General features: G+C 59.2%; 17 protein-coding genes. 11 read left to right on the top strand and 6 right to left on the bottom strand.

All coding sequences use genetic code 11. The annotated features are described in order from the left end of the window. Window positions 1-2: 2 nt before the first annotated feature. Complete coding sequence (locus ACP90_RS18275) at window positions 3-464, bottom strand: Lrp/AsnC family transcriptional regulator (RefSeq protein ID WP_023000201.1); 462 nt, start codon at window positions 462-464, stop codon at window positions 3-5. A gap of 104 nt (window positions 465-568) precedes the next feature. On the opposite strand from ACP90_RS18275, the gene ACP90_RS18270 reads away from it, so the two are divergent. Both ACP90_RS18270 and ACP90_RS18265 read left to right on the top strand, forming a co-directional pair. Beyond that, window positions 569-2,035: an aminotransferase class V-fold PLP-dependent enzyme gene (locus ACP90_RS18270; protein ID WP_062489197.1), complete on the top strand. Its 1,467-nt coding sequence runs from the start codon at window positions 569-571 to the stop codon at window positions 2,033-2,035. 16 nt (window positions 2,036-2,051) lie between these two features. After that, the gene (locus ACP90_RS18265) at window positions 2,052-2,840 is read left to right on the top strand and encodes a class II glutamine amidotransferase (RefSeq protein ID WP_023000199.1); all 789 of its coding nucleotides are present in this window, start codon (window positions 2,052-2,054) and stop codon (window positions 2,838-2,840) included. A 98-nt stretch (window positions 2,841-2,938) separates the two neighbouring features. Here the strand turns inward: ACP90_RS18265 and ACP90_RS18260 are convergent, their stop codons facing one another. The 4 genes from ACP90_RS18260 to ACP90_RS18245 all read right to left on the bottom strand — a co-directional run bounded on the left by ACP90_RS18260 (window position 2,939) and on the right by ACP90_RS18245 (window position 5,403). After that, entirely contained in the window at window positions 2,939-3,310 is a 372-nt protein-coding gene (locus tag ACP90_RS18260) for an STAS/SEC14 domain-containing protein (RefSeq protein ID WP_023000198.1), read from the bottom strand. A 139-nt stretch (window positions 3,311-3,449) separates the two neighbouring features. Further along, window positions 3,450-4,130 carry an HD domain-containing protein gene (locus tag ACP90_RS18255; protein WP_353612646.1) on the bottom strand — a complete coding sequence of 227 codons (681 nt, stop codon included), beginning with the start codon at window positions 4,128-4,130 and terminating at the stop codon, window positions 3,450-3,452. Continuing rightward, window positions 4,120-4,689, bottom strand: a complete 570-nt coding sequence (locus tag ACP90_RS18250) for a helix-turn-helix transcriptional regulator (RefSeq protein WP_062489195.1) — start codon at window positions 4,687-4,689, stop codon at window positions 4,120-4,122. Before ACP90_RS18250 ends, ACP90_RS18255 begins: the two co-directional genes overlap by 11 nt. Before the next feature lie 87 nt (window positions 4,690-4,776). Beyond that, window positions 4,777-5,403, bottom strand: coding sequence for a DapH/DapD/GlmU-related protein (locus tag ACP90_RS18245; RefSeq protein ID WP_055659209.1), 627 nt, complete (start codon window positions 5,401-5,403; stop codon window positions 4,777-4,779). Between the two features lie 399 nt (window positions 5,404-5,802). Between ACP90_RS18245 and phnC the strand changes: the two genes are divergently transcribed. From phnC to ACP90_RS18220, 5 genes are all read left to right on the top strand, one after another. Next, window positions 5,803-6,636 carry a phosphonate ABC transporter ATP-binding protein gene (gene phnC, locus ACP90_RS18240; protein WP_055659582.1) on the top strand — a complete coding sequence of 278 codons (834 nt, stop codon included), beginning with the start codon at window positions 5,803-5,805 and terminating at the stop codon, window positions 6,634-6,636. Window positions 6,637-6,694: 58 nt separating this feature from the next. Next, window positions 6,695-7,609 carry a phosphonate ABC transporter substrate-binding protein gene (gene phnD, locus ACP90_RS18235; protein WP_023000193.1) on the top strand — a complete coding sequence of 305 codons (915 nt, stop codon included), beginning with the start codon at window positions 6,695-6,697 and terminating at the stop codon, window positions 7,607-7,609. A 182-nt stretch (window positions 7,610-7,791) separates the two neighbouring features. Then, entirely contained in the window at window positions 7,792-8,640 is an 849-nt protein-coding gene (phnE, locus tag ACP90_RS18230; RefSeq protein ID WP_023000192.1) for a phosphonate ABC transporter, permease protein PhnE, read from the top strand. Between the two features lie 11 nt (window positions 8,641-8,651). Beyond that, window positions 8,652-9,986, top strand: coding sequence for a phosphonate ABC transporter, permease protein PhnE (phnE, locus tag ACP90_RS18225; RefSeq protein WP_062489193.1), 1,335 nt, complete (start codon window positions 8,652-8,654; stop codon window positions 9,984-9,986). Window positions 9,987-10,142: 156 nt separating this feature from the next. After that, window positions 10,143-11,330, top strand: a complete 1,188-nt coding sequence (locus ACP90_RS18220; RefSeq protein ID WP_055659212.1) for a lytic murein transglycosylase — start codon at window positions 10,143-10,145, stop codon at window positions 11,328-11,330. A gap of 50 nt (window positions 11,331-11,380) precedes the next feature. Here the strand turns inward: ACP90_RS18220 and ACP90_RS18215 are convergent, their stop codons facing one another. Continuing rightward, window positions 11,381-12,985 (bottom strand): tetratricopeptide repeat-containing diguanylate cyclase, encoded by a 1,605-nt coding sequence (locus tag ACP90_RS18215; protein WP_145915796.1) that lies wholly within the window; start codon window positions 12,983-12,985, stop codon window positions 11,381-11,383. Window positions 12,986-13,171: 186 nt separating this feature from the next. On the opposite strand from ACP90_RS18215, the gene parA reads away from it, so the two are divergent. The 4 genes from parA (at window position 13,172) to ACP90_RS18190 (ending at window position 23,613) form a co-directional block, all read left to right on the top strand. Then, the gene (gene parA / locus ACP90_RS18210; protein WP_023000188.1) at window positions 13,172-13,813 is read left to right on the top strand and encodes a ParA family partition ATPase; all 642 of its coding nucleotides are present in this window, start codon (window positions 13,172-13,174) and stop codon (window positions 13,811-13,813) included. Between the two features lie 137 nt (window positions 13,814-13,950). Continuing rightward, the gene (locus tag ACP90_RS18205) at window positions 13,951-19,494 is read left to right on the top strand and encodes an alpha-2-macroglobulin family protein (RefSeq protein ID WP_062489189.1); all 5,544 of its coding nucleotides are present in this window, start codon (window positions 13,951-13,953) and stop codon (window positions 19,492-19,494) included. A gap of 42 nt (window positions 19,495-19,536) precedes the next feature. Next, window positions 19,537-21,636, top strand: coding sequence for a penicillin-binding protein 1C (gene pbpC / locus ACP90_RS18200; protein ID WP_208993361.1), 2,100 nt, complete (start codon window positions 19,537-19,539; stop codon window positions 21,634-21,636). A gap of 813 nt (window positions 21,637-22,449) precedes the next feature. Continuing rightward, window positions 22,450-23,613 carry a porin gene (locus ACP90_RS18190; protein WP_062489183.1) on the top strand — a complete coding sequence of 388 codons (1,164 nt, stop codon included), beginning with the start codon at window positions 22,450-22,452 and terminating at the stop codon, window positions 23,611-23,613. The last annotated feature ends 294 nt before the right edge of the window (window positions 23,614-23,907 follow it).

Here is a 23,907-nt window from a genome sequence, read left to right as displayed (position 1 = left end):
ACCTAGATTGGAAGGTCGCGGGCATCCGCGATCGATTCCATGGTCATGTACGACGTGACCGTATCCAGATCGACTTTCTCGATCAGGCGCTGATAGACGCGGTCGAAGGCATTCATGTCTTCGGCCACCACTTTCAGCATGTAGTCGTAGTCTCCGGCAATCCGGTAGAAATCGATCACGTTCGGAATGGCCACCACTTCGCCCCTGAACCTTTCCAGCCACTCCTTGGAATGGTGCCGGGTCCGGATCATCACGAAGACCGTGAGATTCAACCCGAGCTGCGCCGGGTCCAGCCGGATCGTATGTCCTTCAATCAATCCACTGTCGTACAGCGTTTTCAACCGGCGCCAGCAGGCGTTCTGGGAAAGACCGACCTTGTCGGCAAGGTCTCTTTGCGAAAGACGTGCGTCGCGTTGCAGGGCGCGCAGCAGCGCGCGATCAATATGATCGAATTTTTTCTCCATGTTCGATCAATTGACACGATCTGGAGCGTAAAACAATCGAATGAGGTGAAGATATCCCAGTGAAAGGGGTCGTATGATCCGAAAAAGGCGTTTCGGAGCACAAGATGACCCAAAAAACAGGCACGGCACTCGATCATTTCATCGAGGAACTGAAATCTCCGGACCTGGTTTCCCGCCTGCGCGCGGGATTGATCGGCGAGGGGGCAACCATCTCAGGCCCGTTTGGCGAGCGCGAGCTGATCTATGCCGACTACGTCGCCTCCGGGCGGGCACTGCGCCAGGTCGAGGATTTCGTTCTGGAAGAAATCCTGCCGGTCTACGCGAACAGCCACACCGAGGCTTCCTACTGCGGCAGCGCAATGACACGAATGCGCGAGGCCGCGCGATCTGAAATCGCCCGCATTTGCGGGGCTGACCTGGGCTACGCGACGGTCTTTTGCGGCTCGGGGGCAACCGCGGGCCTTAACCGGCTTGTACATCTTCTTGGTGTTTCAGCCGCGGCAGAGCAGGGCGAACAGCCACTTGTTGTGATCGGTCCCTATGAACATCACTCAGACATTCTGCCCTGGCGCGAGAGCGGAGCGGAGGTGATCGAGATAGACGAAGCGGAGACTGGTGGACCTGATCTCGCCGAGCTGGAGGATGTCTTGCGCAAGGCTGGGTCCGGCCGGCTGATTGTTGGAGCATTTTCGCTGATGTCCAACGTAACCGGCATCGTTACCGACGACGTGGCGGTCACACACATTCTGAAGCGTTACGGCGCGCTCAGCGTTTGGGATTGCGCGGGTTCCGGCCCTTACCTCCCGGTAGATATGAAAGCCGGCACGGATGCCCAGAAAGATGCGGTTGTTGTCTCGCCGCACAAGTTCATCGGTGGGCCAGCCGCGTCAGGCGTCATGATCGTGCGCAAGGAAGCTGTCAGCAAGGCGACACCGGTCTTTCCGGGCGGAGGGACGGTACGCTTCGTCTCACCCTGGGCTCACGATTATTCAGACAATCTTTCAGCCCGCGAGGAAGCCGGTACGCCGAACGTGATCGGCGATATCCGGGCGGCGCTCGCCTTTCTGGTCAAGGAAGCCATTGGGCAGCGGCTCATGGACGAGCGGAACGCCGCCTGGCGCGCCAAAGCGCTGGCGGTCTGGCGTGACAATCCGGCGATCGAGATCCTCGGAAACGACAAGGCCCGTCACGTGCTACCCGTGTTCTCGTTCCGTGTGAAGGATCTGGAACGCGGAGGCTATGTGCACCAGCAGCTCGTCACCCGCATGCTGTCGGACATCTATGGCATCCAGGCCCGTGGTGGCTGCGCCTGTGCCGGACCCTATGCCCATCGGTTGCTGGATATCGGTCCGGAACAGTCCGAAGCGTTGAGGGTCGGTATTCTTTCCGGTGAAGAACTGAAGAAACCCGGCTGGACACGGCTCAATTTTTCAGTGCTCATGACAGTAGACAAGGCGGACAAGATCATTGCCGCCGTCGAAGATCTGGCGCTGCATCCTTATCCGGCCGCGGATTACTACGCGTGCGATGAAACCACGGCCCGGTTCAAGGCCATGCAAGACGCTGCTTGAAGGACACCAAGTCGACATGTGCCGCTGGGCTGCCTGGAGCGGAGCTCCCAAATACCTGGAAGAAGTCATTTGCGATCCGGCGCATTCGCTGATCGACCAGAGCCGCAACGCGCTGTCCTGCAAGACATCGGTCAATGCCGACGGGTTCGGCGTTGCCTGGTACGGCGACCGGGACACTCCTTGTGTCTACAAGGACGTCCGGCCCGCCTGGTCGGATCCAAACCTGTTGCAGATCTCCAAGCACATCCGGTCTCGCCACTTCCTGGCACATGTGCGCGCCTCAACCGGAACGGCGACCACGCGGGACAACTGCCATCCGTTCACGTTCCAGCGCTGGACCTTCATGCATAACGGTCAGGTCGGCGGCTACGACAAGGTGAAGCGTCGCCTCGACAACATGATCCCGGACGACCTTTACCGCGACCGCATTGGCGGCACCGACAGCGAAAGTCTGTTTCTGGTCGCGCTCGCCTATGGACTCAATCTCCACCCGCGCGCGGCCATGGCGAGAGCTGTGTTCGAAGCAGAAGCCCTGTCCAAATACGCCGGAACGACGCCGCACATGCGTTTTGCTGCCGGCTGGTCGGATGGTGAAACGCTCTATGCCGCCCGCTATGCTTCGGACAACCTGGCGCCGACGCTCTATTACCGGGTGTATGACGACGGTGTGATGGTGGTGTCCGAACCGCTGGATGAAGCCCGCGGATGCTGGATGGAAGTGCCTCAGGGCCAGATGATCGAGGTCAGGGACGGGAAAGTGAACCAGGTTGCCTTCCTGAGTGATGAACAGCTCGCTGACGCCTGAGTTTCCGGACTGACCTGCCAGGGCTGACCTGCCAGAACTGAATTGTCAGATGAGGCTGGACGGCAGCCTCAGTGGCAGAAATCGCCGACGGCTTGGCCTCAGACCGGCGTTTCGATCCAGTGCCAGGCGATATCGATTTCATCCCGGTCGAAGTGCTTTTCCTGAATGCCGACCATCCGTGCAAACGTGGCGTCGATCGCAACGAGGGCGGCAAGCAGCTTGCTGTCCGTAACGATGGCGATCTTGTTGAGATGCTGCATGTTGGCAAGCACCCACCGGATGTCCGCCTTAGCGGCCTCGAAGGAAACGCCGACATGATCGCCAAGAACGACCAGAACGCTGATCTTGCCCTGATCTTCAATCATCTCCTCGGCCTTGGCGATCAGGTTCTTTTCCTGATCAATATCGATTTTTCCGGAAATCTCGACACCGAGAACGGCACCCTGGCTGCGGGGCAGAATGGTGTACATGCTGGTTCCTCCGGCAGTGACTGGACGGCACAACCAGAAGGGTAAACCCAAACACGAGAAATAAGAACCTGCCTGACCTTTTTTGCTGACCGCCCGGCAAGGCGCCAGGCACCCTTGAGCGGCAAAGTCTCTGGTGCAATCAGGCGATTTCCCGTCCTGCGCCCGTCATCATGGTGCGGGTCAGCTCGTCGACTTCGTCACGCAACTGGCGCGTGAGAGCACTGCAATCGGTGCGATCACGGCCGTAACCCAGGTTGAACTCATAAAATGAAGGTGCTTGCCTTGGCATCAGAACGTGCTGAAGCATGGTCTCCAGCTTGTCGAACGCCTTGGCAAGTCGGGCTTCAGAGGTTCGTGCCGCTGCATACTCATCCCAGAGGGAGGTCAGCTCGCCAGCCACGTCACCCGGCAGCGGTTCGCACAAGGTCAGAAAGTCCCGCCTCTCGCGTTCCTGTCGGTCGTCACCCGGCGACTGGAGTGGAGCGGGGACATCTCCGGAGATGGCTTCGCCCAGGTCATGCACAAGCGTCAGCTTCAGGAGTTTGAGCATGTCGATTTCTTTCAGCTCTGGTTCGAACAACAGAACCATCAAGGCTAGTCGCCAGCTATGTTCGGCAGTGCTCTCCGGCCTGCCGCCGGATGTCGAACCCGAGCGAAGCGTGTCCTTCAGCTGCTCTGCAGCCTGAAGGAAGTCCAGCAGGCCCGTCAGTCTGGTGTGGGAAATTTCAGGAAGATCGAGGGAAGGGGGCGTCTTTGTCATGGCGGCCAGATTATTGCGGGCCACCGCGCCAGACGAGTTACCGCATAATTTATGCGGCATCCTGTTCTTCACGGACCAGCCGCGCAAACCGTCCGTCTGACAGCGGCAGGCGCGAAATCCGGATGATGCTCTCCGGGATGGTCATTTCCGGGAAATCGACGTGTTCCGTTCGGTAGACAATGTCAGGAGCATCCGGCTCGAACCAGCCATAGTCGGTCAGTCTGTGCTCCGTTGCCCGGATGCCTTCGGACGCAAAACGCCATAGGGGCCGGTTCAGAAACTCGTTCACCGGTGCGCGCCATTCGCAGGCACGCGGTACGGATATGGCCAGCAGCCTGTGTGTGAGGTCGCAGACCAGATGCACGGGAACTGCGGACCGGGAGACAAGATCAAGCAGGGCCTTGTCGGCGGCGCTCTCCGGACGTGCCCTCAACAGACGGGTGATCTTCGCCCTGTCGCTGTCATCCAGTTGCGACTTGCCGCTCTCCCAGCGCGATATCCTCGTCTGCGAGACGCCAAGTTCATGCGCCAGAGCTTCTTGCTTGACCCGGTTCAGTACGCGCCAGCGCCGCAGCGACGGTCCAAGACTGCTTTCAAGAACGGCGGTTTCTGTTTGCATGGTGCAAGTGTAACGCGTCCCGGGAATTTTGTGCAGCGGGAAAAGAAGCACGGCTCACCTGAGCAGGTGTCCGCGCCACCTGCGGGATCAGCGATACTTCTCGATGAACGCGTCGATCGACAACTTGCGAAAATCGGGCAGCCGCTGCTTCAGCTCTTCATGGGACCAGTCCCACCAGGAGATATCGATCAGCGCCTGTTCCTGCTGTTCGGTAAAACGCCGTTTGATTTCCCTGGCGGCCACACCGCCAACAACGGTGTAGGGGGCGACATCCTTGGAAACGACTGCCCCGGCTGCAACAATAGCTCCGGTGCCGATCGAGACGCCGGCAAGCACCGTGACATTGTGGCCGATCCACACATCATGGCCAATGGTGACCCAGTCGTCCTTGCGCCACTGGAAGAAATCCGCGTCGTCCTCGCCAAGGTCATAGGCAGCAGCGCGGTAGGTGAAGTGGTGCTGGGAGGCGCGCCAGGTTGCGTGGTTTCCCGGATTGATGCGGACGCGTCGGGCGATGGAACAGAACTTGCCGATGGTCGACCAGACGACATCGCCTTCCTGAACGATATAGGAATAGTCCCCCATGCTGCTTTCGCGCATTTCCGTGCGTGCACCAACCTCGGTCCAGATGCCGAGATCACAATTCAGCACCCTGGCCTCCGGGTGAATGTTCGGGGCTTCGGTCAGGGAAGGCTTCTGGGTCGGGGCGGACATGGATGCTCCAAATAGCGTTGGAAGGAGTGCGGAAACGGTTTGTAGCCGTGTTGCTGGCACCGGTCGTGACGCTTTGATGACACTGGCGTGACTCCCATCACTTTTTTTGCATGCATCCACAGCGGTGAAAACGGCATTTGGCGGGTAGAAGCCTTGTATTTGAGCACTGATTTCCGAGTAAATTTCAGCCAGGCATGTGTGACGCCAAGGGGGCTCGGAAAGCGCTGAGAGCGCTGCGGAATTCCCGCTGGAGATGGTTGTTCTGCCGATGCTTCAGGCCGGGATGTCATTGATTTGTCATAAAATTTTGGGCTCCCCGACAAAGGAATGTCATTTTTCTGTAATGGTCCGGTGGCTCTTGTCGCGCAGCACGACGAACACAACGGACAGGGCTGGCGCGTGATTCAATTTCAGGAAGTCACCAAGACCTTCGGGTCTCGGACCGCGGTCAACAAAGTAAGTTTTAATATCGAAAAACCGCAGATGGTCGGGATCATCGGTCGGTCCGGTGCCGGCAAGTCAACCTTGCTGCGCATGATCAACCGGCTGACCCCTGCCAGCGCCGGACAGATCCTGTTCGATGGCCGGGACATTCTCAGCCTGAAAGGTGGCATGATGCGTCGCTGGCAGCGCGACTGCGCCATGGTGTTCCAGCAGTTCAACCTGGTGCCGCGCCTGGATGTTGTCACCAACGTCATGTTGGGGCGCCTCAACGGTCACGGCACCTTGAAGAGCCTCTTCAACATCTTCAGCCAGGAAGACGTCAATTCGGCGCTTGGTGCGCTCGACAGACTGGGCATTGCCCAGGAAGCCACCAAGCGGGCCGAGGAGCTGTCCGGTGGTCAGCAGCAGCGTGTTGCGATTGCCCGCGCTCTTATGCAGGACCCGCACATGATCCTGGCGGACGAGCCGATTGCCTCGCTCGATCCGATGAATGCCAAGATCGTCATGGATGCGCTGCGTGAAATTCACGAGCGCGACAACAAGATCGTCATCTGCAACCTGCACACGCTCGACACTGCCCGGACCTATTGCGACCGGGTGATTGGCATGCGCGACGGTTTCCTCGTGTTCGACGGGGCGCCGGAAGCGCTGACCACAGCCGTCGCACGCGAAATCTACGGTGCCGATGAGAGCTTTAACGAGGCGGCGACATCCACCGCCATCGATGCCGGCCAGTCCGGTTCCAGAGAATCCGCCGGTGCGATGACCCCGGCGGCAGCAGCGGTCTGATCCGGCTGCGCACCCGCTTAACGTCATCAAAATTGAGAACTCTCGGGGAGTGTCCCAAATGAAACTCGTTGCTAAAGTTGCTGCGCTTGCTGCCGTCAGCATGATCGCTCTGAATGCTTCTGTTGCCGGTGCAGCGGAAATCACGGAATTCCGTATCGGCCTGCTCGGCGGCGAAAATGCTTCCGACCGTCTGCGTGCCAACGAATGCCTGCGCGAAAAGACCGAGGAACTGCTCGGCGTTCCGACAAAGCTGTTTGCTCCGGCAGACTACAACGGCGTTATCGAAGGCCTGCTCGGCGGTAACCTCGACATGGCCTGGCTCGGTGCTTCCGGCTACGCAAAAGTCTTCCTGACCGACCCGGAAGCCGTTGAGCCGGTTCTGGTCAAGGTCAACAACGACGGCAGCTACGGCTACTACTCCATCGGTTTTGCCCGCGTCGACAGCGAGATCAACTCCCTGGAAGACATGAAGGGCAAGACCTTCGGCTTCGGCGATCCGAACTCCACGTCCGGTTACCTGATCCCGTCCATCGAAATCCCGAAACTCGGCTACTCCATGAAGCCGGGTGAGTATTTCTCCGACGTCGTCTTCACCGGCGGTCACGAGCAGACCATCGTTGCCGTATTCAACGGCGACATCGCCGGCGGTGTGACCTGGGCTGATGGTCTCGGCGAATGGGAAGACGGCTACAATTCCGGCGCTCTGCGCAAGGCAACCGATGCGGGTCTGGTCGACATGACCGAGATCAAGGAAATCTGGCGTTCGCCGGTGATCCCGGAAGGCCCGGTTGTCCTGTCCAAGAAGCTGCCGGACGACATCAAGGCAAAGATGACCGAGCTGATGGCCAACCTCGTCAAGGAAGACAAGGAATGTGGTTACGGCGTGATGGCCGGTGAAGCACGCGGCTTCGAACCGATCACCCATGCGGCTTACGAGTCCATCGTCGCTGCCCGTAAGGCAAAGAGCGAGTAATCGGAACTTCCGATCTCCGCGCGGGCCGGTCTCCGGCCCGCGTTTTCTCAAGTATCGGCCAGCGGAATCGACTTTCCGCCAGAAGTGGCTCCACAGGGCGAGGATCGCCAGGTTTCGAAGAGTTGATCCAGCTAAGCCACCCCGCTTCGGATGAAGTGAGCATCAAGTAAAGGTCCCAAACAATGGCTGTTGCCGCACTCGAGCAGGAAATCCTGTCCATGCGCAAACGCCGCCAGCTCTATTCGTTGATAGGGTTGCTGCTGGTCGTAGCGGTTCTGGTCTCCGGTTATTCGAAATCCAATTCGATGAATTCCGGTGGATTTATTCAGGGTCTTTCCAAATTCTTCGACTATCCGGGCGAGATCGTCGTAGAAGCCTTTGAAGCCGGTCCGGCCTTTTTCTCGCTGATGCTGCAGTTCGTTCCGGCCATGCTGGAAACCTTGAACATTGCCGCGGTTGCGACCCTTCTGGGCGGCGCGATGGCGGTGGTGCTGGCCATGGCCTCCACACGCAATGTCGACAGCTGGGGACCGTTGATCCCGGTGGTTCGCCGCATCATGGACATCACACGTGCCTTTCCCGAACTGATCATTGCGCTGTTCCTGATCTTCGTACTCGGCTCCAGCCCTGTACCAGCCATGATCGCTGTTGCGTTTCATACCGCAGGTGCGCTCGGCAAACTCTTTTCCGAAGTGAACGAGAACATCGACCGCAAGCCCATCGAGGGCCTGTCGGCCTGTGGGGCCAGCTGGCTGCAACGCATCCGGTTTGCGGTGCTGCCCCAGGTGGCGCCGAACTATCTCAGCTATTTCCTACTGCGCCTTGAAATCAATGTGCGTGCTTCTGCCATTCTCGGCTTCGTTGGCGCTGGCGGCATCGGCCAGGAACTTCGCCGCACGATCGGCTGGGGCAAGGGTGCAGGCGATGAAACCGCCGCTATCTTCGTCCTTCTGTTCATAACCATCATGGCCATCGACCAACTGTCGTCCTATCTGCGCGGCAAGCTGGTCGGGTCCGGCCGGGCGCATTGAGGGGAAATCTCATGACCGTCGATACGCTCGAAACACCTGTCACCCAGGCTCTGGTCTGGAACCAGGTCCGCCGGCGCGCATGGCTCACTGTCGTCGTGCCGCTCGCGATCTTCACCTACCTCGTTTACACGTGGTTCGCCTTCGGGGTGCCGGAACTGCTCTCTCGTGCCCAGCCGGAACGGGCGGTGATCCTGGCAACGGATAGCGTCGCCTACAAAGTTCACGTCACAAAGAGCTTCCGGGACAACGAGTTCGAAGTTGCGATCGAAGGCGAGCGCACCGCTACCTACGACAACGCCAAGGTGCCTGACTGGGTGCAGCTCAGCGGCGAAAATGGTGTGGTTGACCTCGGCGATGGCTACAAGGTCGAGATCGATGGCAGGACAGCCCTGTTCACCATCCCGGGCTATGGCGTGGTGGAGGGCACCGCGACTGCCGATGGTGTCGAAACGGTTCTGCCGGCAAGGCCGGCACCGGACTGGATCAAGATCGACCCGCGCAAGCTCGATGTGCGCCCGACCCTTGATCGGCGCCTTCAGGTCACCAAGACGAAGATCGAGGTTCACAACTATTTCGGGGGTTGGGAGAACTTCTGGTTTCCGTTCCGCTCACCACTTTACGGCATGTCCTTCAGCCAGCTTTATGCGTTGGCGTTGAGCTCGGACCGAATGGATCCGGAAACGTCGAACATCTGGTTCATCGTGAACGAGTTTCTGGAAAACCCTGACTGGCAGCACGGCAAGGTTCTTACCGCCTTGTTCGAAACCATCATGATGGCCGTTCTCGGCACTCTCACGGCCGCATTCTTCGGATTGCCGCTGGCGTTTCTTGCAGCTCGCAACTTCACGCCGTCGAAGCTGCTTCGGTTCGGAACACGCCGCCTCTTCGATTTCCTGCGCGGCATCGACATGCTGATCTGGTCGCTGATCTTCATTCGCGCCTTCGGTCTCGGGCCGCTGACGGGGGCTCTGGCAATTGCCTTCACCGACACCGGTTCGCTCGGCAAACTGTTTTCCGAAGCGCTGGAGAACATCGACAACAAGCAGGTCGAGGGCGTTAGGGCGACCGGCGCCAATCAGATCCAGCGGTATCGCTACGGTGTGATCCCGCAGATCCTGCCGGTCTTCGTGTCCCAGGTCCTCTACTACCTGGAATCGAACACTCGGTCAGCCACGGTCATCGGTGCTCTCGGGGCGGGGGGGATCGGTCTCTTGCTGGTCGAAACCATGAAGACCTCGCGCGATTGGGAAAACACCAGCTACATCATCATCCTGACAATCATTGTCGTGATCCTGATGGATCAGACCTCAGGTTGGCTGCGCCGGAAGCTGATTGAAGGCAAATAGGTCCGTCTGACCTGAAAGTGATAAACCCGGCGCGGTAACGGCACCGGGTTTATCTTGATAACTGCAGGTACCCCCTTTTTGCCGCATTTATGTCGCGCTAGCGTGTCAGCGTTCGGAAATTGCTTCGAAGCTGCGGAGGGGGCTGTGCGCCAGGGCATGCGAAATCATCTTGTGAATGTTGCGTTCGGAACCGGTCTGTCCATGATGGCCATGGCAGGATCGGCCTTTGCGATCGAAAGCTGTGTTGCATCCCTGAAGAAACAGGCTGTTGCCGCAGGCGTCCGGCCGGACATCGCCGAGCGCATGCTGTCAGGTGCAACCTTTGACGAGAAGGTCATCCGGTTCTCGACGTCCCAGCCTGAGCACAAGACCGAAATCTGGGATTACATGGCCTTTCTGGTCGACGCGCAGCGGATCCAGGACGGCAAGGCAAACCTGAAAAAACACAACAGCACACTCACCTCCATCGAAAAGCGGTACGGTGTCGACCGGCACGTGGTTCTGGCGGTCTGGGGCATCGAGAGTGACTACGGCAACTTCCGCGGCGATTTCTACACCCCACATGCTTTGGCCAATCTGGTTTGCGCCGGCAAACGGCGCCAGAAATACTTCCAGGGCGAACTGATCAAGACCATGCAGATTGCTTCACGAGGGGATGTGCCGGCCAAAGACTTCGTCGGCTCCTGGGCAGGGGCTTTCGGGCAAACCCAGTTCATGCCGAGCACCTACAACAGTCTTGCGGTCGACTTTGACGGCGACGGCCGCAAGGACCTGGTGAATTCTGTCCCCGATGCTCTGGCTTCAACGGCAAACTTTCTGAAAAATGCCGGATGGAGCAACAGCCGGCCTTGGGGATACGAGGTCAAGGCACCGAAGAGTTACAGTGGGCCGTCGGGTCTGAAGAACTATTCCTCCCTGTCGACCTGGGCCAAAAGAGGCTTCACCAAAATCGACGGCGGCGGTCTTTCCGGCAATCTGGATGCAGCGCTGATCCAGCCGGCAGGAGCGGGTGGCCCGTCCTTCCTGGTGACCCGCAACTTCCGGGCCCTGCGCTCCTACAACGCATCAACCTCCTACGGTCTGGCGATCGCCCTTTTGTCGGAACTCGTATCAGGCGGCGACCCGTTCAAGACACCCTGGCCGACGGACAACCCCGGTCTTTCCCGTGCTCAGCGTGTGGAGCTGCAGAAGCTTCTCAACCGCAACGGCTTCAACGTCGGTGAACCGGACGGAAAGGTCGGCCCGGCCACACGTGAAGGCATCCGCAAGGCCGAGGCACGCCACGGCCTCCCGGTAACAGGACGTCCGTCCTGGAATGTGTATTCGGTGCTGGGGGGGAAATAGCCCACGGGCAACCGGCTGAAATAGGGTGAACCTTGCTTGACAGGTGCCGATCAGGAAGCGTTCTGGGGAATGGAAAGCGGCACACTGGAATGGAGGCAGCTTCTGTTCCGGCCCGTTTTCTTGGCCTGGTACATGGCCTCGTCCGCGGTCCTGAGAAGCTCATATTCGAGGTCCGGGCCGTTCGCCTGAACCGAGACCCCGACGCTTGCGCCGACTGTCCTGTCCACCGCCCCTTTGATCGGGATCGGCAGGTTGATGTCGTAAACGATCCTGTCTGCTAGGGCGGATAGACTGTCCGCGTCAGTGCGCCGTGTCGACAGGATCAGGAATTCGTCGCCGCCCATCCGGATGATCGTCTCATCTTGTTGCAGCAAATCCGACAACCGTTCCGCCACTGCCTTGATGACCTGATCACCGACCGAATGGCCATGGTGATCGTTGACGGTCTTGAACCGGTCCAGATCGATCAGAATGGCGGCAACTTTGACGCCGGGGCCCACGCTGAGCCGGGTCGTTTCGAAGAATTTCGACATCATGCGCCGATTGCCGACACCTGTCAGCGCGTCGTGCAGTGCGTTGAATTCGATCTGGGCGTTGAGTTCAAGAAGGCTCGTGTTCGCCTCCTGCAATTCCGTGTTCAAGGTTTCGGTTCTGGTGCGCAATTCCCTCTCGTAATCGGCTTTGCTGTGTGCAAGCCGGAATTCCAGACGGTTCCGGAAATCGTTGCTCTGGCGTTCCGTTTCCTCGGTGAACATCTTCTTCTGAAGTTTCACATAGGCCTTCAGATAGTCGAGTGCACTGCGGTGTTCTTCCAGGGCTTCGTGGGTCTGGGAGAGCTTGAGGTAGAAGTTTCGCGTCCAGTGGTGATAGTCGGCACCGGCAGCGTTCAGCAGACCGTTTTCCAGTTCGGCGCGCGCTTCGTCATAGCGCTTCTCTTCGAAAAGGCTCAATCCGAGCACGTAGTAAAGGTGGCAGGCAACCCGGTGATCCTGGCTGAACTGTGCCGCTGCCAGGCCCTTGGCGGCGCAGGCGCGCGCCTCCTTCAATGCCCCGGTTTCCACCAGCGCCGCTCCCAGCACTTCATAGGCGTAAGGCAGGTTCACGGCGTTGCGATGCTCCAGGGCATCTTCCAGGCACGCCTTTGCCGCTTCGACGGCTGCCTCGGGACTGCCACACCGCAATTCAGTGCGCGATAGGGTTTGCAGGATGTGCGAACGCTCGTAAACAAGGCCCAGCCGATCAGCGATGTCCATGGCTTCCTGAAGCTTGGACTGAGCCTTTTCGTAGTCATGATAATAGGCGCACATGTTGGCGAGCACGGTCAGCGGCTCGATACCTGCGCGTCCGTGAGTTGCCGCGCCGAGGATCTCCAGGCTTTCTCCCAGAATGGCATCGGCCTGGCTGAGTTCACCGAGGCTGTAGACGCAAACCGACTTGATGACCAGAAGCTCGGACCAGCCTTCCGGATCCTGCCTCGGATCCATCATCGAGAAGGCTTTGTCTGCAAGCTTTGCCGCCGCATCGAAATGACCGGACCAACGCTCCAGCCATGCAAGATTGAACTGAAGGGGACGGTTGCCGGGTTCCGGTTCCGGCTGCCGTTTCAGCGCGTCATACAAAAGGCGTTTGCAGAACGCCGGATTGCGCCATCGCAAGGCCCAGCTTCGCTCTTGCAGTTCCTTCAGGTGCGCCTCCCTTGACGGCAGTTTTTAAAAAATACCACTGGTGATCATAGCCATAATTCCGGAAACGCAACGTAAATTCATTTGGATAAGACATAGATTTGTTGCGTTGCGAAAAACATCAGCGCAATATATTGGCGAAATTCTGGAGGTTTAGGCATGTCCGGGCGGATTCTGACGGTTGCACAGCAAAAAGGCGGGTCGGGGAAGACAACCCTTGCGGCCCATCTTGCCGTTGCGCTTGCCAAAAAGTCCGGCGAACCGGTGGCAATCCTCGATGTGGATCCGCAAGGCTCTTTGGGGACCTGGTTCGAGGCACGCGAAGACAACTTTGGCGAAGACAATACCGGTCTTGAATTCCGCACCGCGTCAGGCTGGGGCGCAAGGCGTGAGGCGCGTTCGCTCGCAAAGTCCCATGGTTACGTTGTCATCGATACACCGCCCAAGACCGACAGTGATGCCAAGCCGGCAATCGACGCCGCTGACTTCGTGATCGTTCCGATCCAGCCGACGCCGGTCGATCTCTGGGCAACCTCGCAGACGATCGAGATGGCTGCGCGTGAAGATACCCCCGCACTTCTGGTGCTCAACCGCGTGCCGCCCCGCGCGTCCCTGACAGGCGAGATGGCGGACGCCATTGCCGCTTCGGGATATGACGCGCTCAATGCCCGCCTGGGCAACCGGACCGTCTTTGCCTCTGCAATGGGCAGAGGCCGCGCCGTGACCGAGGACGCACCATCCAGCAAGGCGGCCCAGGAAGTTGCGCTGCTGATCGAGGAACTGGTCAGCAGGATTGGCTGAACTCTCAGACCATCTCGTCTGCATTTGCGCGACCACGCCCTTGTGTCAGGAGAGTTCACTCTAAAAACTATTTTGCCTTGTCCTTGTCACGATCCAGTGACTTGATAGGGGAAATTATAGGCCCCGGAGGATTGGCCATGTTCGTTTTTTCGTTTGTTTCCCAAAAGCTTTCCCTCAATTTCAAGCATCGTTTCAAGAAGGTTGCCAAAAGCGCGCTGCTTCTTGTAGCGAGCGTCGGTTTCGCCGGTGTCTTGGCCACCGCAGCAGGCGCGCAGGACCGGCGTATTGTCACCATCGATGATGCGGATTTCTTCGGTGGTGACTATCGCACCGTGAAAGACGTGGATCTGGACGGGTGCAAATCCGTCTGCCTCAGCGACAATCAGTGCCGCGCTTTCACCTTCAACACTTCTGCAGGCTGGTGTTTTCTGAAGACCGACTATGGCGAACTGCAGAGTTTTGCCGGTGCGATCGCCGGACGGGTCGTTGAAGTCAAGGCGCCACGCGCCGACCAGAGCGCAGACCGAAAGGCAGAGCTGGTTTTTGTTCCCAAATCCCAGCTGGAAAGCGCACAGACCTATTCCCTCAGCATTGCAAATTCGGTGCGCCCGAACGGGCAGACTGCGGATCAGCTGCGACGGAACGGTCAGGACGCACTCGGCGAGCGTAACGGCGCACTGGCAGAAGCCGACTTCCTGCAGCTGATCAAGCTGGAACCGGGTGAATTTGATGCCTGGACCCAGCTCACCACCGCCCTGCTGCTGCAGGATCCAGACAACTGGCAGGACAGGGAAACCAAGCGCAAGAACGCGATATCAGCCTCGATCAATGCCTATCTGCGGTCGGTCAGCGCACCTGAGCGCGCCTTGGCACTTGAACTTGTGGGCCGCGCGATGACCCGCAGCAGCGAATACAAGACCGCGATCAAGGCCTTGCGGGCATCGTTGGCGGTCGAGGAAAATTCCAGCGTCCGTCGGCAATACGCGGATCTGGTTGCCGAGCACGGCTTCCGGATCGTTGATCACGAAGTCGATTCCGACAGCGCGTCGCCTCGGATTTGCCTGGTCTTCTCGCAAAAACTGCCGCTTGGCGAAGACATGAGCCCTTATGTCAGCGTAAGCGGCGAGGGTACTTTCGCGATCGAGGCGGAAGGCAGCCAAATCTGTGCGGATGGTCTCAAGCATGGCGGCCGCTATCAGATCACCGCACGCAGCGGCTTGCCGGCAGCCGATGGCGAGAAGCTGGAAAAGACCGCGGACCTGACTGTCTATGTGAAAGACCGGTCTCCCTCCGTCAGCTTTTTGAGCCGTTCCTACGTTCTTCCAGCTGGTGGCGACCCCACCATTCCGATCGTTTCCGTGAACACCTCTGAAGTCGAGACCTCGATCTACCGCATCGGCAACCGCTCCATCGCCGATATTCTGCGTGACAACCGCTTCCTGCGGCAGCTCGACAGCTGGCGGGCAGACCAGATCGAGGACGAACTGGGTCAGAAGGTCTGGTCCGGAATTGTCGAGACCGGCAACGACCTGAACCAGGACATCACGACCGCCATACCGATTTCGGAAACCGGCATCGAGCTGAAACCGGGCGTCTATGCCATGACTGCGCGGTCCAAGCTCGATCAGAAGAACCGCTGGGGCACGCTGGCAACGCAATGGTTCCTGGTGTCCGATCTGGGCCTGACGGCCCTTTCAGGCGATAACGGCATTGCCGCCAATATCCGGTCTCTCACAAGCGCTGAGGCACTGGAGGGCGTGACCGTACGGCTGTTGGCCGTCAACAACGACATTCTCGGTGAAGCTGTCAGCAACGCGGAAGGCTTTGCGGAATTTGCCGTCGGCCTTACCCGCGGCAGAGGTGGTCAGGCCCCCGGTATTCTCGTGGCCGAAACGTCCGAGGGCGACTATTCCTTCCTCGACCTGCGCAAACCGGCGTTCGATCTGTCCGACCGGGGTGTCGAAGGACGTGCAGCGCCGGGGCCGCTAGACGTTTTTGCCTGGACGGATCGCGGTATCTACAAGGCCGGCGAAACCGTTCACGCGCAGGCTCTGCTGCGCAATGCAAGTGCAACCGCTCAGGAAGACTTTCCGCTCACCTTCATCTTCAATCGGCCTGACGGTGTGGAGCACGCCCGCTTTACCGTGAACGACGGCGGGCTCGGTGGCCACCTTCAGGATGTGACGCTGGCGGCGTCGGCTCAGCAGGGTATCTGGTCCTGGCAGGTTTTCGCCGATCCGAAGGGCAGGGCTCTCACCGAGCAGACCTTCCTGGTGGAAGATTATCAGCCCGAGCGAGTCGATTTCGAACTTGAAACAGATGCAAAGGCCTTCAACCGTACCGGACCGACAGCGGTATCGCTGGACGCCAAGTATCTCTACGGCTCTCCGGCCAGCGGCCAGACGCTGGAAGGTGATGTCATCGTGCGGCCCATCCGCACGCTTGAAGCCCACCCGGGCTATCAGTTCGGCATTGCCGATGCGGATGCCTATACACAGCGTGGCTCCCTGTCGTCGGGCCTGAAGACCGATGAAGATGGCAAGCTTACCTTCGACGTGTTCATGCCCGAACTTCCCGAGACGACCATGCTTTATACCGGCGAGCTGATCGCACGCCTGGTGGAGGCGGGTGGCCGCTACGTTGAACGGGACATGGACCTGCCTGTTGCCATCGACGGACCACGCATTGGCGTGAAACCCGCCTTCGACGGCGGTGTCGATGAAGGCGGTCCGGCCGATTTCTCCGTAATCGTCATCGATGAAGACGGCAAGGAAGTCGACGGAGCGGACATCGGCTGGACCCTGTCCAAGGTCGATCGTCGGTATCAATGGTACCGCTATGACGGCAACTGGTCCTATGAGCCGATCACCACCACCCGCCGTGTTGCCACCGGCACCGTGCAGGTGACTGCTGGACAGCCGGCACAGCTATCCCTTCCGGTCGAATGGGGTGAATACCGTCTCGACGTTGAAGGCAGCGGAACGCTGCAGACCTCGACGCGCGTCACCTTCAATGCCGGCTGGTATTCTGCCGATGCGTCCTCTGATACGCCTGATTATCTGGACGTTGGCCTCGACAAGACCAGCTACCGGCCCGGCGACACCGCCAAGCTGCGCCTCAAGCCGCAGATGGCCGGTATTGCCGTGGTCAATGTTGTTTCCGGCGGATTGCTGGCCAGCAAGACCGTTGAAGTGACTGCCGAGGAAACCGAGGTCGAGATTCCTGTCAGCGACGATTGGGGGGCAGGGGCCTATGTCACGGCCAGCCTCTACCGGCCGATGGACCTGGACCAGAAGCGAATGCCGTCACGGGCAGTCGGTCTGTCCTGGCTGCAGGTCGACCCGGGTGACCGGGCGCTTGACGTGCAGTTGTCTGCGCCTGACCGGATTCTGCCCGAGACGACACTGGACGTTCCGGTGAAACTCGCGAACCTGAAAGCAGGAGACCAGGCGTATCTGACGATTGCCGCGGTTGACGTCGGCATTTTGAACCTGACCGGCTTCAAGACACCGGATCCGGAGAAATGGTACTTCGGCCAGCGGCGTCTCGGCACCGACTTCCGTGATCTTTACGGCCAGTTGATCGACCGGATGGCTGGAACCCGCGGGCGCGTCCGTTCCGGAGGAGATGCCGCAGGCATGCGGCTCGATGCACCTCCGCCAGATGAAGAACCGCTTGCCCTGTTCTCGGGACTTGTAACCGTGGGCGATACTGGCGAAGCAACCGTCTCCTTCGATATCCCGGCCTTCAACGGCGCCGTCAAACTGATGGCAGTTGCCTGGACAAAGGATGGCGTCGGTCATGCCGACCAGGAAGTGGAAGTGCGTTCACCAGTCGTGATGACGGCAAGCGCACCCGCCTTCCTTGCACCGGGAGACCAGTCGCGAATTTCCCTGGAAATCGACAACGTCGATGGCCCTTCCGGTTCTTATGCGCTCGAAATCTCGGTCGCTGACGGCCTTCGGCTGGAAGGCGGCAGCACGGATCAGTCGCGTACGCTGGATCTGGAAAACGGCAAGAAAGCCCTGGTGCTGCTCTCGGTTTCGGCAGAAGACATGCTGACGAAGTCGGAAGTCGTGGCGTCGCTGACCGGGCCGCAGGGCGAAGTTTTCGTCAAGCGTTTCAGCCTCGAGGTTGAAGATACCCAGCCTGAAGTTGTCCGTCAGTCCAGCTTCTCGCTGGCATCCGGAGACAGCCTCTCGCTGGATGCGGACACCCTCGACGGCCTGCGGGCGGATACGGTTGACATCACCTTGTCTGCCGGTGGTGCTGCAAGCATCGATGTCGCCGGCCTGCTGGCGGCACTTGACCGCTATCCTTATGGCTGCACCGAGCAGACGACCAGTCGTGCCTTGCCGCTGCTTTATCTCAGCGAAGTTGCCGAGGCTGCAGGGCTTGGCGGCGATAGTGCCATTCGGGAACGGGTGGTCAAGGCCATTGCCAAGATCCTGTCGAACCAGTCCTCTTCCGGCGATTTCGGTCTCTGGAACAGCTACGGCGGCGGTGATACCTGGTTGGATGCCTATGTTACCGACTTCCTGACCCGTGCACGCGAAAAGGGATATCTAGTGCCTGATCTTGCGTTCACTTCGGCACTGGACAATCTGGAAAACAGGTTGGCCTATTCCTCCGACTTCCAGGATGGCGGCGAAGACATCGCCTATGCGCTCTACGTGCTGGCCCGCAACGGCCGCGCCTCCATGGGCGATCTTCGCTACTACCTGGATGCCAAGCTGCAGAACTTCGCAACACCGCTTGCCAAGGCACAGGTTGCTGCCGGGCTTGCCCTTTATGGCGAGCGTGACCGGGCGGCCACCGGTTTCAGGGCGGCTCTTGCCGCTCTGCCGAAGGAGGCTCCGAAGTACTATCGCGACGACTACGGCTCCGTCCTGCGCGACAGCGCGGGCGTGACAGACTATGTCGTTTCGGCGTCCATGGAAGACAGTCTGAAGACGGAAGCCATCGACTTCCTGAAAACGGCCCAGGCCAACAAGCCATACCGGTCGACACAGGACATGGCCTGGATGCTCCTGGCAGCGAATGCGCTCAACGAATCCGCGCAAGACGCCCGGATCTCCGTTCGTGGTGAAGTAACGCCCGGACGGCTCGCCTGGTCGCTGGCTGGCCGCGAGGTTGCCGACTTCCCGGTGGAGGTGAAGAACAACGGTGACGCTGGAACGGAGCTTCTTGTCTCCGTGGCCGGCCAGCCGCTGGTGCCCGAGCCCGCAGGTGGCAAGGACTATGCGGTTGAACGCACGGTCTACGACCTTGACGGCAATCCGATCGATCCGGCCGCGGTTCCGGTCAACACCCGGCTTGCTGTGGTCGTCACAGTTCGGGCCCTGACGGATCATCCGGGCCGGTTGATGGTCGTTGACCGCCTGCCTGCCGGCCTGGTGATCGACAATCCGCGGCTTGTGCGTTCCGGCGATATCGGTGGCCTGTCGTTCCTCGATACGGTTGATCAGCCGGAACATTCGGCGTTCTACAGGGACCGTTTCGAAGTGGCCGTGGACCAGACCCGTTGGAGCAGCAAGGAACTGACCTTTGCCTATCTTGCGCGGGCTGCAACCCCGGGCGACTATTCGCACCCGCCGGCGTCGGTAGAGGATATGTATCGTCCGGACCGCCGCGCCATCACGGCAACCGGCAGGTTGGTTGTTCTCGGCCCGACGCGGTAAGGCGACCGTACGATGAAAACGTTGGCGCGGCGGAATTGGCTCATGATCCGGCGGTGGTTCGCTGCCGCCGGTCTTGGTGCCGCCGCGCTGTCTGTTTGCCTGATTACAAAGGTCGGGCACGACTATGCGTCGCTGTCCGCGCCGCCCCGTGTCGGCGACCTGCCTCTGTCGGTTGTCGTTCTGGACCGGAATGACCGCCTTCTACGGGCTTTCACCAGCCAGGACGACAAATGGCGCTTGCCGGTGGAACTACCAGAAATAGATCCGCTTTATTTCCGGATGTTGCTGGCGTTCGAAGACAAGCGGTTTTACGAACACGGCGGGTTTGACGCGCTGGCGCTTGCTCGCTCTGCCCTGCAAAGTCTCAGGAACGGCCGCATAGTTTCCGGCGGTTCGACGCTGACCATGCAGGTTGCGCGTTTGCTGGAAGAGCAGCCGACGAAGTCGCTTGAGCGTAAATACGAGCAGCTACTCAGGGCCGTTCAGCTGGAAGCGGAGTTTTCGAAAGAAGATATCTTGCGGCTTTATGCTCTCAGGGCGCCTTTTGGCGGCAACCTGGAGGGGGTTCGGGCGGCAAGCCTTACCTGGTTCGGCAAGGAACCTGGGCGTCTCACGCCGGCGGAAGCTGCGCTGCTGGTGGCATTGCCGCAAAGCCCTGAGGCGCGGCGGCCGGACCGTTTTCCAGAGCAGGCGCGCAAGGCCCGCAACCGTGTCTTGCGCCGGGCAGCAGTGGCTGGTGTCCTCGGCAAAGAGGATGCGGCTTCGGCTGCGAATGAACCGGTCCGGACGATACGTTATGCAATGCCATTCCTGGCGCCGCACGAAAGCCGGCAGGCGCGTGCCGATGCGCCTCTCTTGCCTGTCCACCGGTTGACGATCGACCTTGAGCTTCAGCGTGCGATCGAATCCCTGGCGAGACGGAAGAGCGAGACGATGCCATCGCCAGTTTCCCTGGCCATTCTGGTCGCCGATCACCAGAGCGGAGAAATTCTGGCCAGCGTTGGCGCGCCGAACCTTCTGGACACGCGCCGCCAGGGGCATGTCGACATGACCCGCGCCACACGTTCGCCCGGATCAACGCTGAAGCCGTTCATCTATGGTCTTGCCTTTGAAGAAGGTGTCGGTCTGCCGGAAAGTTTCATTGAAGATCGGGCGACCAACATTGGTGGCTACCAGCCGACGAACTTCGACCAGTCCTACCAGGGCACGGTCACCCTGCGCGAAGCCCTTCAGTTGTCGCTGAATACACCGGCCGTCAAGTTGCTGGAAGCGGTCGGGCCGGCACGGCTGATTGCCCGGCTGAAACGTGCCGGTGCCAATCCCGTCATGGAGAAAGGCATCGCACCGGGGCTTGCCATCAGCCTTGGCGGTCTCGGCATGACCTTGCGGGACTTGGCCCAGGCCTACGCCGCAATGGCTCGAGGTGGCGAACCGGTAGCCCTGTCCGTTTGCCGCAAAGACTGCGAAGAGGGTACGACGCCGGTGTCTTCAGCCCGTGTCCTTTCGGAAAAGGCCTCCTGGATGGTGGGCGATATTCTTTCCGGATTGCCGCAGCCGCAAAGTGCAGAAACACACCACGTCGCCTACAAGACGGGCACAGCCTACGGCTATCGTGACGCTTGGGCTGTCGGTTATGACGGTCGTCATGTGGTGGCGATCTGGTCGGGGCGCCCGGATGGCACGCCAGTGCCCGGGGCGACGGGAGCTTCGGTCGCCGTACCTATTCTCTTCGAGGCGTTTCAGATCCTGGGACCCGACAGGGTTCCGCTTCCGGACGGTCCGGCGGAAGCCATGAGTGTCGCCGGGCAACAGGTTCCCGAACCGCTTCGCTTTGCCCGCTTGCCACAAAACCGCGGCACGGTTCGCACGGGTGACACCTTGCAGATATCCTATCCGCCGGACGGAGCCGAGCTGGATCTTGGGTTCGCACGGGACAGTTCGTTGGAACAGTCGGCGCAGCCTCTGGTCGTCAAGTTCAAGGGCGGTGCAGGGCCGTTCTCCTTCCTTGTGAACGGACGCCCCCTCCACACAGGGCAGCGGGAAAGGCAACTTGTCTGGCAGCCGGACACGCCCGGTTTTGCGGATGTGACGGTGCTCGATGCCAACGGCAACAGTGCAGGAATAACGGTTCTCTTGCGCTAATCGCACAACAGCGCGCCAAATCGAACCCTTTCATTGTCGGCATCGCGTAAAGGCCTGCCGACCGGTCTGCATCAAAGACGCGGATCGACACGCCCCGCCTGCGCATCCGCTTGTTTTGCGAGAGTTCGCATGGATTGAGCGAATCTTCCGAAAAACATGCGGTTTTCATCGCTGTGGGGCGAATCTTTCAGCATCGAATCCCGCGACAAAGTATGTGGAAGACAAGAAACGCCTACCTTGATGCGGTTTTAGCGGATTTTCTCTACTCGTCTGAGTGGTGTCGTATTTTCCTTAAGGGAAGGGTGTTCAAATTCTCCATTGAACTTGTTTTCAGGTGTTAATAAAGTATAAATTAAGAAAATTTCTTAAATAAGAAAGACATGTATATTCTATTTTAGAAGTATGATCTATTTTTTGATTGAGTATTATCTTTTTAGATAGAAGTTCTTTGTTTTTCTGTGTTGTGTTTCGGAGGGATGGGGTTGGGGTGTCTCATCGCGAAATAGTGATTTTCCCGGGATTTTCCGCGAATTTTTGTTTGATGGTTCCCTTGGGTAATGGAAAACTGGTTGCAAAACAGCATGTTGCAGAAAAAACACACAGCTGCCTGACAGTGCTGCCAGTCAGCAGTTTGGACTTGCTGTGCCAACTCGAGTTTGGTTCTTAAGCCCTGCGACGGCGAGTAATCGCCAGAAAAAATAGTTCGGACTTTTTCGACTGAATTGTTTTTGTACGAAATCGCGGGGATGGAGCCCGCCAGGTCCTTGAGGGTCAGGTTCGGTTCCAATGAAAATTGACTTTTGGAGGTCAGATATGAAACTCAAGAGCTTGATGCTCGGCGCTGCAGCTGCTGCTGCTGCTGCCACCACCGCACAGGCAGCCGATCTTCCGGTTGCTCCGGAGCCGGTTGATTACGTTCGCGTCTGTGACGCTTACGGCGCACGCTTCTACTACATCCCGGGCACCGAAACCTGCCTCCGCGTTGGCGGCCGTGTTCGTACCCAGGTAATCGTCAACAACACGCTGGACAACGGCGCTTGGGGCAACCGTGATTCTGACGGCTACTCCTGGCTGTCTCGCGGCTACCTGTACCTGGACGCTCGCACTGCAACCGAATTCGGTACCCTGCGTGCATACGTCTCCATGTACTCCACCGTCACTAACGGTGCGAACTCTGCCAGCCTCGATAACGCCTACATCCAGTGGGGCGGCCTGACCGCAGGTCTTCTGACCTCGAACTTCGACATCTTCACCGGTCAGACCTTCATGGGTGTTGTTAGCCGTAACTGGTCCGACCAGACGGTCAACCAGATCGCTTACACCGCAGCTTTCGGCAACGGCTTCTCCGCTACGATCGCTCTGGAAGATCGTTCGCATCGTGAAGTTGGCACCTACGGCGGCACTCGTGCACCGGACCTGGTCGCTGCTCTCGGCGTTTCCCAGGGCTGGGGTTCTGCACAGCTGTCCGGTGCTCTGCACCAGGTTTACCCGGATCGTGCAAACGCACACCAGACCGGCGCAACCAACAACGGTGCTGACGATTCCCTCGGTTGGGCAATCGGCGGTGGTGTTGCTGTCAACATCCCGATGGCTTCCCCGGGCTCCAACATCTTCTTCCAGGGCTTCTACGCAGACGGCGCTCTGTCCTACATCGGCGCAGGCAGCACCGTTGGCGGCGTAGCAGTCTCCGATTACGGCCCGACCAGCGGCACCTCCACCGGCTACTCCCTGTCGGCTGGTGCTTACATCCAGGCAACTTCCACGATCGGTCTTGCTCTCGACGGTTCCTACATGGACATCGATCAGCCGAACGGCGCAACCGACCTGTCCCGTTGGGCAATCGACGGTTCCGTACAGTGGGAGCCGGTCTCTGGCTTCGTAATGGGTGCTGACGTTGGTTACGCCAACACCGACCCGGACAACGCATCTGACGTTGACGAACTCCTCTTCGGTGTTCGTATGCAGCGCACTTTCTAATCATCTGATTAGATTTCTGGCTGTGATCCTCTGAACTCCAGTCAGTCACGCGGCCCGGCAGGCTTCAATCTGCCGGGCCGTCCCCATTTTGATTCCCCGAGAATCCGCATGGGGCGAGGCCTCTAGCCTCCCGGTCAAGTACCGGTCAAACCGGCGATTTTGCCGAGTTTCCTAACAGTTTCTAAATTTCCGATCTGATTTTGTGACATTCGCGCAACACCGGTTTTTGAAAACAGCCGCTGCGGTAGGTGCAAACCGTATTCTGTATTGAACCGGGAAATTGGATGCGTATGG

This window comes from Labrenzia sp. CP4 (assembly GCF_001579905.1).
GTDB classification, from domain to species: Bacteria; Pseudomonadota; Alphaproteobacteria; order Rhizobiales; family Stappiaceae; genus Roseibium; species Roseibium algicola.
The sequence above is the reverse complement of the archived record's forward strand: the minus strand, read 5'-3'. Positions and strand labels throughout refer to the sequence as shown.

Excerpts from the sequence above, each read along its gene's own strand:
- ACP90_RS18275 (WP_023000201.1), bottom strand. The coding sequence starts at position 464 with ATGGAGAAAAAATTCGATCATATTGATCGCGCGCTGCTGCGCGCCCTG.
- ACP90_RS18270 (WP_062489197.1), top strand. The coding sequence starts at position 569 with ATGACCCAAAAAACAGGCACGGCACTCGATCATTTCATCGAGGAACTG.
- ACP90_RS18265 (WP_023000199.1), top strand. The coding sequence starts at position 2,052 with ATGTGCCGCTGGGCTGCCTGGAGCGGAGCTCCCAAATACCTGGAAGAA.
- ACP90_RS18260 (WP_023000198.1), bottom strand. The coding sequence starts at position 3,310 with ATGTACACCATTCTGCCCCGCAGCCAGGGTGCCGTTCTCGGTGTCGAG.
- ACP90_RS18255 (WP_353612646.1), bottom strand. The coding sequence starts at position 4,130 with ATGCCGCATAAATTATGCGGTAACTCGTCTGGCGCGGTGGCCCGCAAT.
- ACP90_RS18250 (WP_062489195.1), bottom strand. The coding sequence starts at position 4,689 with ATGCAAACAGAAACCGCCGTTCTTGAAAGCAGTCTTGGACCGTCGCTG.
- ACP90_RS18245 (WP_055659209.1), bottom strand. The coding sequence starts at position 5,403 with ATGTCCGCCCCGACCCAGAAGCCTTCCCTGACCGAAGCCCCGAACATT.
- phnD (WP_023000193.1), top strand. The coding sequence starts at position 6,695 with ATGAAACTCGTTGCTAAAGTTGCTGCGCTTGCTGCCGTCAGCATGATC.
- phnE (WP_023000192.1), top strand. The coding sequence starts at position 7,792 with ATGGCTGTTGCCGCACTCGAGCAGGAAATCCTGTCCATGCGCAAACGC.
- phnE (WP_062489193.1), top strand. The coding sequence starts at position 8,652 with ATGACCGTCGATACGCTCGAAACACCTGTCACCCAGGCTCTGGTCTGG.
- ACP90_RS18220 (WP_055659212.1), top strand. The coding sequence starts at position 10,143 with ATGCGAAATCATCTTGTGAATGTTGCGTTCGGAACCGGTCTGTCCATG.
- parA (WP_023000188.1), top strand. The coding sequence starts at position 13,172 with ATGTCCGGGCGGATTCTGACGGTTGCACAGCAAAAAGGCGGGTCGGGG.
- ACP90_RS18205 (WP_062489189.1), top strand. The coding sequence starts at position 13,951 with ATGTTCGTTTTTTCGTTTGTTTCCCAAAAGCTTTCCCTCAATTTCAAG.
- pbpC (WP_208993361.1), top strand. The coding sequence starts at position 19,537 with ATGATCCGGCGGTGGTTCGCTGCCGCCGGTCTTGGTGCCGCCGCGCTG.
- ACP90_RS18190 (WP_062489183.1), top strand. The coding sequence starts at position 22,450 with ATGAAACTCAAGAGCTTGATGCTCGGCGCTGCAGCTGCTGCTGCTGCT.